The organism is Acinetobacter haemolyticus CIP 64.3 = MTCC 9819 (genome assembly GCF_000369065.1).
Classification (GTDB): domain Bacteria; phylum Pseudomonadota; class Gammaproteobacteria; order Pseudomonadales; family Moraxellaceae; genus Acinetobacter; species Acinetobacter haemolyticus.
Genome location: NZ_KB849801.1, coordinates 130,519 through 147,320, shown reverse-complemented (window position 1 = coordinate 147,320; position 16,802 = coordinate 130,519). Strand labels below are relative to the sequence as shown.

At 38.4% G+C, this 16,802-nt stretch carries 17 protein-coding genes; 4 read left to right on the top strand and 13 right to left on the bottom strand.

The genetic code is table 11. The features are described 5' to 3' along the window. Window positions 1-42: 42 nt before the first annotated feature. The 5 genes from F927_RS06250 to F927_RS06230 all read right to left on the bottom strand — a co-directional run bounded on the left by F927_RS06250 (window position 43) and on the right by F927_RS06230 (window position 5,599). Window positions 43-915, bottom strand: coding sequence for a class I SAM-dependent methyltransferase (locus F927_RS06250; protein ID WP_005082629.1), 873 nt, complete (start codon window positions 913-915; stop codon window positions 43-45). 95 nt (window positions 916-1,010) lie between these two features. Then, a complete protein-coding gene (locus F927_RS06245) occupies window positions 1,011-2,531 on the bottom strand; it encodes a flavin-containing monooxygenase (RefSeq protein ID WP_005082627.1) in 1,521 nt (506 codons plus the stop codon). Between the two features lie 94 nt (window positions 2,532-2,625). Further along, window positions 2,626-3,450, bottom strand: a complete 825-nt coding sequence (locus F927_RS06240; RefSeq protein WP_004639500.1) for an SDR family NAD(P)-dependent oxidoreductase — start codon at window positions 3,448-3,450, stop codon at window positions 2,626-2,628. Between the two features lie 36 nt (window positions 3,451-3,486). Continuing rightward, window positions 3,487-4,461, bottom strand: a complete 975-nt coding sequence (locus tag F927_RS06235; RefSeq protein ID WP_005082625.1) for a metal-dependent hydrolase — start codon at window positions 4,459-4,461, stop codon at window positions 3,487-3,489. 178 nt (window positions 4,462-4,639) lie between these two features. Beyond that, window positions 4,640-5,599, bottom strand: a complete 960-nt coding sequence (locus tag F927_RS06230; RefSeq protein ID WP_004639504.1) for a metal-dependent hydrolase — start codon at window positions 5,597-5,599, stop codon at window positions 4,640-4,642. 467 nt (window positions 5,600-6,066) lie between these two features. Here F927_RS06230 and F927_RS06225 point away from each other — a divergent pair, with 467 nt between their 5' ends. The 4 genes from F927_RS06225 (at window position 6,067) to F927_RS06210 (ending at window position 8,562) form a co-directional block, all read left to right on the top strand. Continuing rightward, a complete protein-coding gene (locus F927_RS06225; protein WP_005082622.1) occupies window positions 6,067-6,684 on the top strand; it encodes a TetR/AcrR family transcriptional regulator in 618 nt (205 codons plus the stop codon). A 78-nt stretch (window positions 6,685-6,762) separates the two neighbouring features. Beyond that, complete coding sequence (locus F927_RS06220; protein ID WP_005082621.1) at window positions 6,763-7,335, top strand: nuclear transport factor 2 family protein; 573 nt, start codon at window positions 6,763-6,765, stop codon at window positions 7,333-7,335. Between the two features lie 20 nt (window positions 7,336-7,355). Beyond that, window positions 7,356-7,856, top strand: a complete 501-nt coding sequence (locus F927_RS06215; protein ID WP_005082619.1) for a chalcone isomerase family protein — start codon at window positions 7,356-7,358, stop codon at window positions 7,854-7,856. 10 nt (window positions 7,857-7,866) lie between these two features. Then, the gene (locus F927_RS06210; protein WP_017395079.1) at window positions 7,867-8,562 is read left to right on the top strand and encodes a response regulator transcription factor; all 696 of its coding nucleotides are present in this window, start codon (window positions 7,867-7,869) and stop codon (window positions 8,560-8,562) included. Here the strand turns inward: F927_RS06210 and F927_RS06205 are convergent. The 8 genes from F927_RS06205 to F927_RS06170 form a co-directional block, all read right to left on the bottom strand. Next, on the bottom strand, window positions 8,559-9,887 hold the full coding sequence (locus F927_RS06205) for a sensor histidine kinase (RefSeq protein ID WP_005082617.1): 1,329 nt from the start codon (window positions 9,885-9,887) through the stop codon (window positions 8,559-8,561). The two genes, F927_RS06210 and F927_RS06205, sit on opposite strands and share 4 nt — an antisense overlap. Before the next feature lie 22 nt (window positions 9,888-9,909). Further along, window positions 9,910-10,971: an SAM-dependent methyltransferase gene (locus tag F927_RS06200; RefSeq protein WP_005082615.1), complete on the bottom strand. Its 1,062-nt coding sequence runs from the start codon at window positions 10,969-10,971 to the stop codon at window positions 9,910-9,912. 8 nt (window positions 10,972-10,979) lie between these two features. After that, window positions 10,980-11,756 carry a DUF1295 domain-containing protein gene (locus F927_RS06195; protein ID WP_005082613.1) on the bottom strand — a complete coding sequence of 259 codons (777 nt, stop codon included), beginning with the start codon at window positions 11,754-11,756 and terminating at the stop codon, window positions 10,980-10,982. A 30-nt stretch (window positions 11,757-11,786) separates the two neighbouring features. Next, the gene (locus F927_RS06190; RefSeq protein WP_005082610.1) at window positions 11,787-12,983 is read right to left on the bottom strand and encodes an SAM-dependent methyltransferase; all 1,197 of its coding nucleotides are present in this window, start codon (window positions 12,981-12,983) and stop codon (window positions 11,787-11,789) included. Beyond that, window positions 12,961-13,776, bottom strand: a complete 816-nt coding sequence (locus tag F927_RS06185) for a DUF1365 domain-containing protein (RefSeq protein WP_005082608.1) — start codon at window positions 13,774-13,776, stop codon at window positions 12,961-12,963. Before F927_RS06185 ends, F927_RS06190 begins: the two co-directional genes overlap by 23 nt. After that, window positions 13,770-15,065, bottom strand: coding sequence for an NAD(P)/FAD-dependent oxidoreductase (locus F927_RS06180; protein ID WP_005082606.1), 1,296 nt, complete (start codon window positions 15,063-15,065; stop codon window positions 13,770-13,772). The genes F927_RS06185 and F927_RS06180 overlap by 7 nt, the downstream gene beginning before the upstream one ends. Continuing rightward, entirely contained in the window at window positions 15,062-16,048 is a 987-nt protein-coding gene (locus F927_RS06175) for an acyl-CoA desaturase (protein ID WP_005082604.1), read from the bottom strand. Before F927_RS06175 ends, F927_RS06180 begins: the two co-directional genes overlap by 4 nt. A 195-nt stretch (window positions 16,049-16,243) precedes the next feature. After that, window positions 16,244-16,792, bottom strand: coding sequence for a lipocalin family protein (locus tag F927_RS06170; protein ID WP_005082602.1), 549 nt, complete (start codon window positions 16,790-16,792; stop codon window positions 16,244-16,246). Window positions 16,793-16,802 lie beyond the last annotated feature (10 nt).

The following is a 16,802-nucleotide window of genomic DNA, read 5'->3' as shown; positions in this document are numbered from 1 at the left end:
ATATCTAGTTTTTTTAATGTTCTTAATTGTGTTCTTCTCAATCTATTTTAAACACAAATGCAGCATATGCGTTGCTATGGTATGTCGAATATGGTCTGGACGCTGATGAAAATACCGATGACTTAGACCATCACCTGATAAATCCTCTATGACCTGATAACCAAGTTTATTTACAGCGTGATGTAAGTCTTTCGGCCGAAACTGACCTTTTAATGGTTCTTTCAAAAACCGTGTAAATTGTGAAACGAACAAACTCCCGAAACGCTCAACACCATCCAACTCACGATAATCAATCGAATAATCTAAAACCACTTCACTGCCCTCGCTCGCGATTTGAGCAATACTGGATAAGGTATGTAATGTCGTTTGTGGTTCGAGATAATGGGTTGTGCCTAACCAAGAAAAAAATGCTTTTTGGTCTTGTTGAAAGGTACTTCTCGCCAAAGCATCTGCAATCGACTCTTTTTCAAAATCAATTGATACAAATTCAACATTAGCTGGAATGTCACCAAATTCTTTGAGTTTCAACTGTTTTGCCGCTTGGGTATCAGGATGATCAACTTCAAAAATTTTTAAATTAGGATAGCGCTGTGCTTGTCTCAACGTGAACGAATCTAAACCTGCACCCACCAAGACATATTGCTGAGTTCCTTGCTGAATCGCTTGCTGCAATAAGTCTTCTGCATAACGCGAACGACCAACAACTTGCCCTGTCAGTAAACCTAACGTTCGGTTAAATACAGTAGAATTCATCACTTTAACGGTCAGTGGAGTTTTTAATAATTTTTGCCAACCTTTACTGGTTAGCTCAAATGCAAATGGATCAGAAAAAACAGGATTTTCGGCATTTTTGAAATGATTTGCACGTAATGCAGCAGCCGCTTCAGCCGTTCGGCTTGATTGTCCATCTTTCATCTTTATTTCCTAATTTATTTCTACCTTGCAAAAAATAAGCAGCAAACTCCACCCTAAGATAAAATTTACTGCCCTTATATCACTCGACTAAAAAATTAGTTGGTCTTTTCAGTTTGATACGTCACTTGATAATCGTTTAAATCCATCTGTTTTAAACGTTGTTTTAACTTCTTCAATGACCAAGGCCAAGCAGCAAAGTTTCGACCATTTGCATCTAAATAGTAGCTCTTACATCCACCAGCATTGAAAACAGTTGTTTTAAGATGCTTTTGTACTAACTCATTGTGCTTTTTAATCACTTCAGGTTTGATGTTTAACTTGGCAATACCTTGATCTCTAATTTTCAATAAACCATCAACGATATAATCAAGTTGAGCTTCTGCTAGACCAATAAAAGAGTCATAAACCAGAACGTTCGGACCCAAAACCAAGAAAGCATTTGGTACGTTTTCAATGCTTGTACCTAAATACGCTTCTGGAGAACTGCTTTTCCAAAGGTCATTTAAAATCTCACCTTTTTCATTCGCAACACGCTTGCCAATCGGTGGATGAGAGACTTCAAAACCTGTACCCCAAATGATCACATCAACTTCATGACGCTCACCATTTGCAGCAACAACAGTATTACCTTCAACCTTGACTAAACCATGAGGGATGAGTTTAGTATTTGGTTGCTGTAAAGCTGGATAATAATTGTTTGCGAACAATAAACGCTTACATCCGATAGTGAAGTTTGGCGTCACGTTTTTACGCAATTCTGGATCTTCAACTTGGAAGCGTAAAATCAGTTTAGCTAACTCACCGACTGGCTTTAACACAGCTGGATTACGTAAACCAAAGTTAATCGCATTCAATGATTGAGCAACCGCTTGACGCCAAGTTTTTTGGATCAATGGATATTTTTCGATTAACTTTTTACTTACATAGCCTAAATCCGTATCAGGTTTTGGGACAACCCACGGCGCGGTACGCTGTAATACATACAATTCTTTAGCTTTAGGTTGAATTTGTGGCACAAACTGAATAGCTGATGCGCCCGTTCCAATGACCGCAATACGTTTACCCGTCAAATCATAATCATGATTCCATCTTGCTGAATGGAACATTTCACCTGTAAAAGTCTCTAAACCATCTAATTTTGGAATTTGAGCTTCGGTAATTGGGCCAGTTGCGAAGATCGCCGAACGTGATAAGAATTGACCTTTATTGGTATCCATCACCCATAAATTACGCTCATTATCCCATTTTGCATTGAGTAACTCTGTACCAAATTCAATTTTTGAACTTACGCCAAAATTTTCACTCACTTCTTCAAGGTAGTTTAAAATTTCAGGTTGACGAGCAAATAAGTGACTCCATTTTGCACTTGGTGCAAATGAATATGAATACAAAGCTGACGGTACGTCACAGCCACAACCTGGATAAGTGTTTTCACGCCAAGTACCACCAACGCGTGTCGCCTTTTCAATGATCTTATAGTTGCTATAACCAACTTGATCAAGACGAATTGCTGTCGCAATACCTGAAATCCCTGCGCCTACGATAAACGTATCGTAAATATGCTGTGGGAGTGCTTTTTTGTCAGCAGAATTTAATTTTTTTGCTTGAGCTGTCATTCAAAATATCCTTTCATTTATTTAACTGAAATAAGCATTCATTAACCTAAAGAAAGCTTATTTCAGTAATTAAAATCTTTTTCCTAAACAGGTTTTATTTCATCAATCGGTATGATGTACCCAAGAATTTTGCATATAAATTCGGAGCAGTACGTTTCATTAACCAGAATAGTTTTGCGTCAATCTGAGGGATGGTATAAAGCTGATCTTTATCCAAACGGTCTAATGTCAGTTTGGCAACTTTGTCACTGGTCGTGAAGGCCAAGTTTGTCAGTGCATAGTCCAAGATACCCTTGTGCGGTACTTTTCCGTTTTTGATGATATTGGTCGGCACCAATGTTGGACATAACACATTAACTTTGATGTTATGTTTTCTCAATTCAGCTGAAAGCGTTTCAGACAAAGCACGTACCCCAGCTTTAGTCACGTTATACGCTGTCATTTCAGGTGCCGCAGTATAAGACGCTGCTGAAGCAACATTGATAATTGCACCGCGACCAAGTTGTTTAAACTTTGGTACAAAATAGTGACAACCATGAATCACGCCCCATAAGTTAATATCTGAAACCCATTTCCAATCTTCCAGAGAGGTTTCATCAAACTTACCACCCAATCCAACACCAGCATTGTTGATCACAAGTGTTGTTGGGTGTTGCATAAGTTGTTCTGCTTGGTCAGCAAGCTTTTCAACTTGTTTAGCATTTCCAACATCGCACTTTACTGCAAAAGCTTTTGAACCCAATTGCTCGATTAAGGCAACCGTTTCTTTTGCTGCTTCCAAGTTAATATCGGAGCAAACCACAGTCCCGCCACGCTTTGCCAGTTCAAGTGCAAAACTACGACCAATCCCACTTCCCGCACCAGTTACCACTGCATATGCGTTTTGGCTTGGTTTGGCTTTCTTTCCAAATAATTTCATATTTGTATTCCAAATTATTGTTTCAGCTTGACCAAGTTATGCAGATGCTGCACGAACAGGTGGTACAAATTCTTTTAAGAAATAAGGTGATAACAAACCTGTTTCTGGATTTAATAAACGCTCTTTGTAATATTCCATGTACTTGGTCGTATCATGGTCGTTTGGGTGGAAGCTTGGACGTAAATATTCCAAGATATGCATAAAGCTACTACCAAATACGCCTCGTTCACTACCAAATAACAATGCGGTACTTTCTAATACATCTTTCATATAGCGTGGATTGATTAAATTACTTGGCTTACGAATAAATGGCATCAAGTAACCACCTAAAGAAACACCACCTAAAATGGTTAAACTTGCAAGTAAGAATCCAGTAATACGAACCCAGTAATCGCCTGATAACTCTAGAAACACATCATAAGCAATATCTTTATGCTCTGATTCTTCGAGCATGTGCCACATCCACATCGCACGTTGTCTTTCATCTTGCGAACCAAGCAAATATTCTTCATGCTGCATCATAAATTCAGCGAGTACAGCGGTGTAATGCTCAATACCTGCCATCAAAGATAGCTGCATAGAGTGCGGTAGTTTATAAATTCCGTACTCAAACACTTTATCTGCAATCGCACGGAGCAATTCAACTGGATAACCATTCTCTTTGAGAACTTCATCATTAAATTGATTATGAATTTTTGAGTGAATTGCTTCTTGACCAATTAATGAAGTCAATCTTTGTTTCAAAATCGGATCATTAATAAATTCACGATGATGACGAGCTGTCTCAATGACCACATCCTCACCAAAGGTTAAGAAAATCGATAAAGCATGAAAATAAGAAGTCGCCAGCTCTTTATTTAAGAAGAACTTCTGATCCAACTCAGCTGGATTAAATTTGAAATCAAAATGACGAATAGGAATTGGAGCCTTGTTCGCTAAATTTTGAACAATGCCTTGATATTTAGTGCTTAATTTTTCTGAAAATACATTTCGGATAACTTGAGCGACCATAACTGATCCCCTCATATAAAGAGTAAAAAATCAAAAACACCTTGAAGATCTTGACAGCATAGTGGACGAATAAAATATGACTAGAACCAAACTGCTCATATAACAATGAGCTATTCTGCCAACTAAACTCATAAAATCCGTCCTGCACTACTTACTGCAACTCAGTTCAAACTCTAAATTAAGCAGCTTGAATCTTCGGTGTAAATTCCTTCACAAAGAACGGATGTAAGGCACCGCCTTCTGACAACAATTTCTTCTCGTAGTATTCAAAATAATGTGAGGCATCATGGTCATTTGGGTGAAAGTCACGACGCAGATAATCAAAGATTCGACCTTGTGTGCTACCAAATACGCCATCTTTTGGACTAAAGATCAGTTTCACGCCACGTCGAGCATCTTTCCAAAATTTCGCAGTTAACATTTCTTGAGGTTTACGCAGAACTGGAACCAATGTTGCAGAGAATGGAATCAACCCAAGAATCGTGAAATAAGCAAGGAAGAATCCTGTAGCACGTAATGGATAATTACCATTCAGCGTTTGATAAACATCATAAGCGACATCTTTATGTTCAGATTCTTCAAGCATGTGCCACATCCACAAAGCACGTGTCTTGGCATCATCCGAGAAATAGAAATTCTGCTCATGTGCCATCATGTATTCAGCTAGAACAGCCGTGAAATGCTCGATTCCTGCCATTAGAGAAAGTTTTAATGGTTGTGGGAATTTCAAGAAAATATAATCAAAGAACTTTTCACCCAGAAAGCGGTATAAACGTACTGGATAATCTAGTTCAACAATTGCATCATTAAATTCATTGTGTAATTTCGAATGAATTGCTTCTTGACCAATCAAAGATGTTACACGTTGTTTTAAAATAGGATCTTTGAGCAAATCACGATGGTGACGTGCTGTTTCAATCACTAAGTCTTCACCATAAGTTAAGAAAACAGAAAGCGTTGCAAAGAAAATCGTTGCAAACTGGTTATTCATATAGAATGATAAATCAATCTGTTTACCTTCAAATCCGATTGCCAAGTGTCGAATGGGTATGCTTTTTTTACTCGCAAAATCGATTTGCTCAGTTATTGGGTTAGATTTAAATAAACTCAAACCTTTGTTCAACGTGCTGCTAATCATGGCTACACCTACCTACTTCACTTGAGCGTCATTTGCCCTTTAATATTCTTTGGATTAGGTTCATCTCTTTTCGCCACACTCATTCTTTTTTAAGTTACGAAAAAAGATTCGGGAGATTTTATTGAACCTAGTTCCCTACTAGAACCAATGTAAACCGATCTTATGTTCGGATTCAATTCGGGTAAAATCGTTTGGTTTTTGATCTTAAATCACTTACTTATAAAGTTTAAAAACATCAAAAATCCAAAACACCAAATTAGAATAAACTGTTTAATAACAATACCTTAAAATCATTTTAATTTTTATAAGATTTCAATAAATTCAAATAGTCTATTTTATATTACAGATATGAAACATAAATTTTAAAAACTGTAATTTTATCTGTTCGGGTTATTTTATTCAGTCTTTAACTTCAGATCGCAGCATGCTAATCTGACAATATGTTCGGATTTTAATAATAATGCATTATGGTTACTCGCAAACCCCGTCAATCTCGCTCAAAAGTTACTGTAGATACGATTATTGAGGCAGGATTTATCGCTATTGCAACCAATGGTACAAGTGGCACAACCACACGTCATATTGCTGATATAGCAGGAGTAAGTGTCGGTTCTTTATATGAGTATTTTAAAAATAAAGAAGAAATTTACGATGCCATGGCCAAAACTTTTGTCAAAGAAGTTCTCGACATGGTGAAAGAGCTCACCCCTATTATTGTTGAAATGGAGTTAGAGCCTTTATTTGAAATGATTTTCTATACATTTCGTGATCTGCTTACTCGTGACAATGATCGTTATTTGATATGTCTGCGATATGCAACCGAGCTCAAATATGAGCGTTATATTGGTCAGATCGAAATGGCACTCATGGAAGTGCTGATGAAATACATGATGCGCCATCCAAAATATTTAAAAGTAAATAATTTGAGCGTCACAGCCTATATCAGTATTAATAGCAGTATCTTTAATGTAGCTCGTCATCTGATATTACCAAATCCACAAATCACTTTCGATGAAATGATCAAAGGCCTAAGCACGATGATTATTAGCTATATTGAAGCTGAATTGGCCAAAGCAGAAGCCTAAAAACCATAGTATTCATCATTCACAACATCTTCACGTAACCAACTATAAGCTGGATACAATGAATATAGGAGAATGATGATGTCTACCGTTATAAAGCTTTCGATTGCTGCACTCAGCATCATTTCTTTGTCTGCCTGCAAAAGTATCCCTAGCTATACTCCTGATTATAGTCAAGCTCGTCAGCAAATCGCAGGGATTAATTTGAATGATCAACAAGCGTTGGAAGTAGGTCAACGATTTGTTGCAGCTTTCAATACGCTTGGTACCCCACAGTTTGTTGACACAGCTGGTCAACTCTATGCTGAGCAATTATTTATAAATGACACACTGGCTCAGTTTTCATCTAAGCAAGACTTAATAAAGCACTTCAATGGAATGAATCAACGCGTTAGTAATGTCTCGGTTAAGTTATTAAATACTACTTATCAACAAGACTCTGCATACGTGCACTGGCATATGACATACGACTTCAAATTTTTAGGTCGTAACAAAACCATGTCATCTTATGGAATCAGTGAAATTAAAATAAATCCGGCAAAACAAATTGTCTTCCAACAAGATTATTGGGATCCTGCCAATGGTTTGTATCGCTCACTTCCATACGTCAGTGGGATCTACGCTTGGTTAACACCGTTTAAGAAAGTTACCTAACAGAATCTTAAGGAGTTGATATGCTGATCTTAAAAAGACATTTGGCACTATTGTCATTTGGGGTGTTTACACTGGTAACAACAACAATAAGTCATGCCTCTTTACAATCATGTGGTTCAGCACCTTTAATTGTGACCAAAAAAAATGTGGGAACTGTGAGTTACCTCGCCGAAGATTGTAGTAAAAATTGGCAAGATCAAAGTATTCGCCTAGATTTCAACTACACTCACGACATTCCTGAATGGGCCTTTAAGCGAGCAGCTCAACACTTCCTCAAAAAGAATGTTGATCGTTATAGTTCAGATTCTCCACTCAATCGCATTACCCAACTTTATCGGCCTGTACGGAAAGGTGATCTTTATCGTCTTGAATACACCGCCTCCTCAAAAACACTTGCACTAAGTCTAAACCAAAGAGTTTTAGGCTCAATTCAGGATGCCCAAGCCAACCAATATTTTAAAATTTGGTTTGGGCAATCTCCATTTAGTGCTAAATTAAAACAACAACTTTTAAATGAATAAATCAAATACAATGCCGAATACAAGTTATTTCATCTTGATGGTTGAAGATCATTACGAGCTGGCTTCAACCGTCTGTGAATTTTTAGAAGACCACGGTTTCGTTATTGATCACGCACGTAATCTAGATGCTGCTCGCCAATTCCTAAAACAACAGCCCTATCACCTATTATTGTTAGATATCAACTTACCTGATGGGTCTGGCTATGAACTATGCGAGTGGTTAAGAACAGAACGTGGTTTGGATATTCCGGTACTTATGCTAACAGCACGTGATACCTTGGACGATAAACTCAAAGGTTTTGCCTCTGGAACAGATGATTATTTAGTTAAACCTTTTGATTTTAATGAATTAGTCGTACGCATACGAGCCTTAATCAAACGTGCAATGGGTGAAGTATCCAATAGTAAACTTCAAATACATGACCTTGTCCTTGATAGTGCCACTCAACAAATTACTCGTGCTGGTAAAATCATCGATTTACCCCCAATTCAGTTTAAATTATTAAAAATCCTGATGCGAAACTCACCTAAAGTGATTAGTAAACAAGAAATTGTCATGGAACTTTGGGGAGATGAAGAACCTGAAAGTGATGCCTTAAGAAGCCATATTTATAACTTACGCAAAATGGTTGATAAACCCTTTGAGCAAAAACTCATTCATACGGTATCTGGGGTCGGTCTTAAAGTTGCTGTTGCTTCTGATTAGTTTAAATACACCACGACAATCAACCCTGTAGTTAAAGCCAAGTCCAGTTGTGGATGAGTCAAGAGATAAAATTGACGATCGTATAACTCTACTCGCCAACCCAATTGTTTGCATAACTTCTGTACAAGCTGCAATCCGATGCCGTGTCCTTTGGCTTTGAGTTGCAATTGTCGATCCGAGAGTTGTTGTACTTTTAAATCATCCGGCAATTTGATTCCAATGCCATTATCTGCAATCAAAATACTATTCTTCTGTTGAATGATATGAATATCTGAACCTTCAGAATAGTTAAGCGCATTACGCAATATGTTACTGAGTACCATTTTAGTCATCGAAGGATATAACCAACGTAACTGCTCAGCATGTTCTTGGATTACATGGATTTGCATTCCTTTGGAATGACTAACAGGCTCCAAATCAAATACCAAATCTTGCACGATTTCTGAGAGTTTAGCTTGCTCTATCGTCAAGGTATTCGTCGTATTTCTTGCTATCGCTAATAGGGTATCAACTAAAAGCTGCATATCCTCAATGGTATTTTGCAGACGAGTAAGCGCTTTATCTTGTCCATAACGTGCCTGACACAGTTGCACGTTACCTTTTAAAATCGTAAGCGGGGTACGCAGCTCATGACTAACATCTCCAGTAAACTCACGCTCTCGCTGGATAAACTCCCTCAAAACCACATGATATTTTTCCAAAGCTTGCTTTAAATACTGTGCCTCCATATTGCCATTTGTTGAAATATCTTGAAATGGTGAAGCCTCTTTACTCTGATGCTCCCAATCTATTTGCTCAAGTGCATTTGCCAAACGAGTAATCGGTGAAAAATAGCGACGTGCGCGACGATTCGACCACCATAAAAAACTATAAAGAATAAATAAGCTAAACATAAGTGGCGCAAGACCAAATAGCCACACTAGTTTATTCACATTACTTTCGCCAAAGACTAATAACACATGTTGACCATTGCGTTCACCATAAACAGTCATGCGTTCTTTACCATCAATGAAGATACGATGCACACCAGATTGGAGCGACATTTGTCTAAATGGTTGCGGTGGAATATCAGTCATCCAGCGATAACCATACAGATTTTTGGTGTCAGGTAAATCTGCATTCGGATTACGCTCTATACGCATCCAATAATGTTCCATTTCCTGCTCTAGAGCTGTTTTAAGCAGTGATCCTTTAATTACCCACGCACTGCATGAAATCCCGATCACAATTGATAGTGCAATTAGACCAATCTGCAACCAATAATGACGGCTGAATATCTCGCCTAAAGCGTGCGATTTCTTGGTTGCAGTGGTTTTTATTATCATATCAACTCGATTATTTAAGGGATTAGGATGTTTTTAATCGCTTATTATTTTTAAATAAAAAGTGACCAATCACCCATTCCTGTCCTTGTTCAAAACCGAATAGCTCAGCGCAAGCCATAAAGAATATACGCCAACGTTGCCACCAAGCGGCTGCATCTTGTCCATAAACACGTTCAAAGATTGGTTTTAAATATTGCTGTTGTCGATCCATATTTTCTAGCCATGCATTTGCGGTCTTTTCATAATGACTACCCGCCCATTGCCATTGCTGAGATAATTCTAAATGTTGTTGGAAATGTAAAAATGTTGATGTCGCTGGCATTAAACCACCAGTAAAAAAGTATTTTGACATCCAATCATATTCACTTTTTATCTCAAAAGGATAATGCATAAAACGATGACAGAAAATATGACACCACAATAAACCATCTGCTTTTAACCATCTGTGGATTTTTTCAAACAATTTTTCATAGTTTCGAACATGTTCAAACATTTCCACTGAAACCACTCGGTCGAAACGATCTGAATCCAATTCAAGTACATTCACATCACAAGTAAGCACTTCTATATTATTCAATTTTCTAGTCGATGCTTGCGATAAAATATGTTCACGTTGTGTTGCAGAGTTTGAGACAGCAGTAATTTTGGCATTTGGATAACGCTCTGCCATCCATAAGGTGAGTGAACCCCAACCACAGCCTAACTCTAAAATATCTTGTCCATCATGTAATTGTGCACGCTCACAATATAGCTGCAATGCAAATTCTTCCGCATCATTTAAACTGGTTTTCTCATGCGGGAAATAACACGCGCTGTATTTTAAACGTTTGCCAAGTACAGCCTGGAAAAAAGCTGTCGGCAATTCATAATGCTGTTCATTGGCAATGTCTGTAGCAATTGCAATATCGCTTTGCTTCAGCATAGCCAACACATCCATATATCGTTGTGCTGACTGTTCAGGATCATAACGCCCTTCCTGAATTAAGCGTTTTTTACTGAGTGCACGAATTGCCGCGCGAATAGCTTGATCAGGGACAATCCCCGTTTCTACCAATTTTAAAGATTGTTGAATAATAAAGTCCATGTGCGCACCTACTTTTTGGGTTTCCACGGAATAAATATAGAAGTCCGTTGTTGATAGTCGAGATAATTCTGCCCTCTATTTCTCAGGGCTTGTTGTTCACTGAAAGGTATACCCGTGATGTAATATAAAAATAACCACATCAATACAGGGTAAATCCACAGCAAATATTGTCCTGCCGCCAAACCAATGATTGGATAAGCAAACCAATGTAACCATTCAAAAAAATAATTAGGATGACGTGAGTAACGCCATAAACCCTGATCCATTGTTTTGGCATGATTGTTAGGATTCTGCTTGAATCGATACAGTTGTTGATCTGCAATCACTTCACCACAAAATGCGATTAACATCACAGCCCCAGCAATCCATAAAGACAAACTGGTCAAATCATTCCATTGAGCTGCAGGGGTATTGAGTAAAATCATCATGGGTAATGAGAATAAAATCGCCAAACCCGCTTGAAACATAAAAAATGCAAAAAAGCCCAAATGCTGATATTTGCCCATCGCACGACGCATATTGGCATAACGACGATCTTCAACTTGCTCATCGAGATAACGTCGCAATAAATGTCCAGCTAGACGCAAAAACCAAATCGAACTCAGGATTCCAAGAAAGTATCGAACCGAAAGCGGTGCTTGATCTTGAATGAACGCAGTTAATCCAATGTTGAGCGCGATACAGAAACTCCACGCCGCATCAACAATTCCAGCACGGGAGTTCAAACTTGCCCATAACCAGCAGCAAATCATGATCGAGACATTGATCAGAAGTAGTGTCAACATGGATTTACCTCAGGCATTCAACAAAATGACCTAATATGGGTTTGCTTGAAAGAGCATATGTACATCACTGATCACGCCCTCTTTGAATCCACCTTCGCAGTAACAAAGATAGAAATCCCACATCCGTATAAAATTATCATCAAACCCTAAAGCTAAGACTTGCTCACGGGCTGCTAAAAAGCGTTCACGCCAATGATGAATCGTTATAGCGTAACTTTGTCCAATATCCTCAAGATGCTTCAGTGTCAGTTTTTGTTCGGAAGCCGTCTGGGTCAACACACTGATGCAAGGAATAAAACTACCTGGGAAAATATATCGCTTAATATAGTCCACTGTAGTTAAGGCTTTTAAATATCGAGCATCTTCGATAGTAATGGCTTGAATCAAAGCCAAGCCATTTGGCTTTAATAATTGACGGCATTGTTGAAAGTAGGTAGATAAATAGGCCTCACCAACAGCTTCAACCATCTCGATCGAAACTAACTTATCGTACTTTCCTTCAAGTAAACGATAATCTTTAAGTTGGATATCCACACGATGAGATAGCCCTGCAGACTCGATACGTTGCTTTGCTTCTTGATATTGAGCTTCAGAAATCGTAATCGTTGTGACTTTACAACCATAGTTTTGTGCCGCATATATGGCAAAGCCACCCCAGCCACTACCAATCTCAACTAAATGGTCCATGGGTTGTAATTTCAGCTTTTGGCAGATCAATTCCTTTTTATAATCAGATGCTTGCTCCAAGCTCATCTGTTCATTTTGAAATACTGCACTCGAGTACATCATTGATTCATCTAAGAATAATTTAAAAAAATCATTACTAAGATCATAATGCTCTGCAATATTTTTACGGCTTCCAGAAATTGAATTATGACGCGTTTTATACCAAACTTTCAGTAAAAACTGGCTGGCTTGAGAGATCACATTTTGATTAATTTTATCAAGCAAATGACGATTTCGAGACAGAAGCTGTATCAAACCAACTAAATCTTCACAATGCCAATAGCCACGAATATAGCCTTCAGCAGCGCCGAGTACACCGTTCTTTAAAATGAGATCGAATAATTGTTTGTCGTGAACGTCAACCTCAACATGTAAATCAGCCTGCTCACCCACGGTACCATTCCATAAACCACGAAATGTAATTTGACCATGGCGAAGCTTAAATAAGCTTTTGAGTACCCAAGGGAGCGAATTTTGTTCACCGAAAATGAGAGTTTTCATAATGTTCTTTTCTATCCTTCTCTTTATTTGGGTGTCGATAAAATGGAACTTTTTTCTTCCATAAACGAAACGCTTGTAGATAAATTTGCGCTAACATTTTGAAAGGTTCAAAGACATGATAAATAGCATATCGACGTAGTTGTGAAGGCTGCGTGATGTCCGATAGCGTAAAGCGCATATTTGCATCAAATATCTTTTGTTCTTGTTGATAAAGCTGCATATAGATCACGTGCTGCTGCATTGAAAAATGAAATCGCCAGCGATAATCAAGCTGCATCGGCATGAAAGGTGAAACATGGAAAGATTTTTCAAAGTCAAATTGATAACCTTGAAAATCTGCACGCTGTTGAGCCTGTAACCGACAATCATGCACATACACCTTACGCTCATTCCAAGGGGTATTGGTAATCTCACTTAAAATGAATAAAGGCTGCTGCTGTGCATCGAAAATGAAATAGAACACAACAGAGTTAAAACGAAATCCTAAACTTCTTGGCAATGCCAGTATTCGGATATTCGTGTAACTAGGTAATATGCTATCAGTCTGCTGAAGAATGATTCGCTTAATCTTTTCTCGGATTGAACCTGATTGTTCTGTCAGAAAATCCTCAGGATATAGATTTAACAAACTCCAATGGCGTTCAGAGCATAATTTTGATTGACTGAGTAAATCAGAGAGTTGCTCTGGATCAAACCAAAGATATTTGAGATCAGTTGAGAACTCATGTGACTTGGGTTGAAAACGCCGATGCCGTATCTGAGCAGAAGCGATGGCAAATGAACTGTCTAGCATAGCTCAACCCCTTGCTGTTCGGCGACTGAAGATACCTGTTCAATCTGAGCCACAACACGTGCAGCACTGCTTGCTCCATCCTCATGAAAACCCCATCCCCAATACGCACCGCAAAAGGAGCTACGATGTTGTCCATTGATTTCGCGCCAACGTTTTTGTGCGTCAATCGCTTCAGCATTAAATACGGGATGTCGATAATGTCGTTCAACTAAAATTTTATCCGCAGCAATGTTCAAATTTGGATTCAGTGTTGCAAAAATTTGAGTTTTACAGGATAGGTTTTGCAACTTATTCATCCAATAACTAAAACCGTAATGCAAATGTTGCGACGAAATTGTATTTTGATTTTTCGTTACATGAACATGCCAGCTCGCCCACTGAGATCGACGCTTCGGCATGATGGACTGATCGTGATGAACTACCATATGGTTATCTTGATAACCAAACTGCCCTAACACATTTTGCTCCAACTGCGTCGCATCAGTTAATAGCGCTAAAGTATCATCTGCATGACTAGCAAAAATCACCCAATCATACTGTTCTACACCATGCTGAGTTCTCACACTAACTTGATCTGAGTGACGTGTCACAGCACTCACTGCCATAGCTCGCCATTGGATATTTGCACACGATTTTCGGATCGCCTCTATATAGGAAGCTGAACCACCTTGCACCGTTTGCCATTGCGGTCGTTGCTTGAGCTGTAACATACGATGATGCTGAAAAAAACTTACGACAAATTTATAAGGAATTTTTCCAACTTGATCGACTGGACTAGACCATAATGCGCCACACATTGGATACAAGTGTTCATGTCTAAAAGCCTCTGAATATGCGTGTCGATTTAAATACTGATCAAGTGTTAATTGCGAATCACAATCTGCAACAACCACATCTTTATTGTTGTCATAAAAACGTATTAAATCTGCCAACATGTGTAGAAAATCTTTTTTAAAAAAATTCTGTGGCTTGGCAAATAATGACCATTTTTTTGACGGGTTGTACTGTAAGCCGGTTACGAGGTTGTTCACCGAAAAACTCATATCACTACTTTGCGACTCGACCCCTAACTCAGCAAGCATCTCACTAAACAAAGGATAGTTGTATTCATTGAATACGATAAAACCACTATCTACAGCCAGTGACTGCCCTTCGATGCAAAAACGATGCGTGTCCGTATGGCCACCAAAATAATCATTCTTTTCAAATATAGTGACCTGATGGCGCGATGAAAGTTTCCATGCGGCATAGAGTCCAGAAATTCCCGATCCAATAATTGCGATTTTCATGAAGACTCCCCTTGTCCAACTTTCTGTTTATTCATATTTATTTGCTGAGAGTAGTATTTTTTTGCCTCATATACCCGCTGAGGAACAGGTTTCATCCCCCAAACCAACCCTAAATAACTCATCATTTTTAATAAATAATAAGTAATGTCTATTTGCCACCAGTAAAAACCTTGACGTACGCTGCCCGCATAAAAATGATGATTGTTATGCCAGCCCTCACCTAAGGTGATAATTGATAAAATAAAATTATTCCGACTATTATCTGAGGTTTCAAAATCACGGCGACCATATAAATGAGCCATCGAGTTAATGCATAAAGTCGCGTGAATCAATAACACTGTAGAAATCACAAATCCCCATACCAAAAGCTGTAACCCGGATGTTGCCAAATGCGGATATGCAACAGCCAACCATTCTCCCAGACCATAAATAGAAGCAGCTGTAAGCAAAACAACAGGTAAACTAAAACGATCTAGCCAAACAAGTTCTGGATATTTAAGCCAATCTCTCACGACTTCTTTGCGGATCGCAAAATTCTGATCATTGAGAAACCATCCAATGTGGCTGTACCAGAATCCATGTGTCGAAGAATGGGGATCTTGTGCTGTATCCGTATAGCGATGGTGGTAGCGATGGTGAGCTGCCCACCACAAAGGTCCTCGTTGAGCGCTCATTGTTCCAATTAGGATAAAGATAAACTGAACTATACGAGAAGTTTGAAAGGTCTTATGGGATAAGTAACGATGAAAGAAAGCTGTGATTGCAAACATGCGAATCAGATAAAAGAACAACATAAAAACAACAGCAAACCAAGACACACCAACCCAAAACACCGCCAAGCAAGCGACGTGCAGCAGAATGAACGGTAAAATTCTAAACCATTGGATGTTACTGTCTTTAACTGTATTTGTAGAATCAACGTTTGTACTTAAACTGGCAGTCGATGACCAACTATCGATCCATTGCAGAAAAAATTTAAGCATTTTGGCATCCTAGTTCGGATCATAAATATTCTTTTTATGATGTTAATAATATTGATATGAATTTTACGTGAAGCCATTTCACTAGATGCTGCATCAGACTCAATTCTACATTCATTTTATTTCATATTTTTAGCAAGTTATGAAGCACTTATACCTCATAACTCTGCTTAATAAAATGATTTAATTAATTGAAAGTTATGGTGTCTTGTGCGATGTTTTGACCAAATGTTCTACATCGTAGCCATACTGACGTGCTGTTTCGACATAATCATTATAAATCTGCTCATTCAGCTTTGGTGTTCTAGACAAAATCCAAAGATATTTCTGGCTTGGTCCACCCACCAATGCCACTTGGTAATCTGGATCAACTCGTAACACCCAATAATCCCCCTTAGTGAAGGGTACCCAGCGTAAACCTTTTGGTAGAAAACTTACCTTTAATTTACTTTTGCCTTCATTTTGGGGGTAAGCGATACCCTCAGCCTGATCGATTTGATTTTGTTTATTGCGACAACGATTAACCACCTTAACTGTATTGTCAGAATTGAGTTGATACTCGGCAGTCGTATCCCCTACGCAATTACGTTGAAAAAACATAGGCAGATGAGCAATTTCATACCATTTTCCAGCATATTGTTGAATATCAATACGTTCAACAGCTTGATTTTTGGGTGTTTGTGATTGAGCAAATGCAAAACTTGAAAACAGGGCTAAACAACTACTAAACAATAATTTTTGATACATAAGACCTATC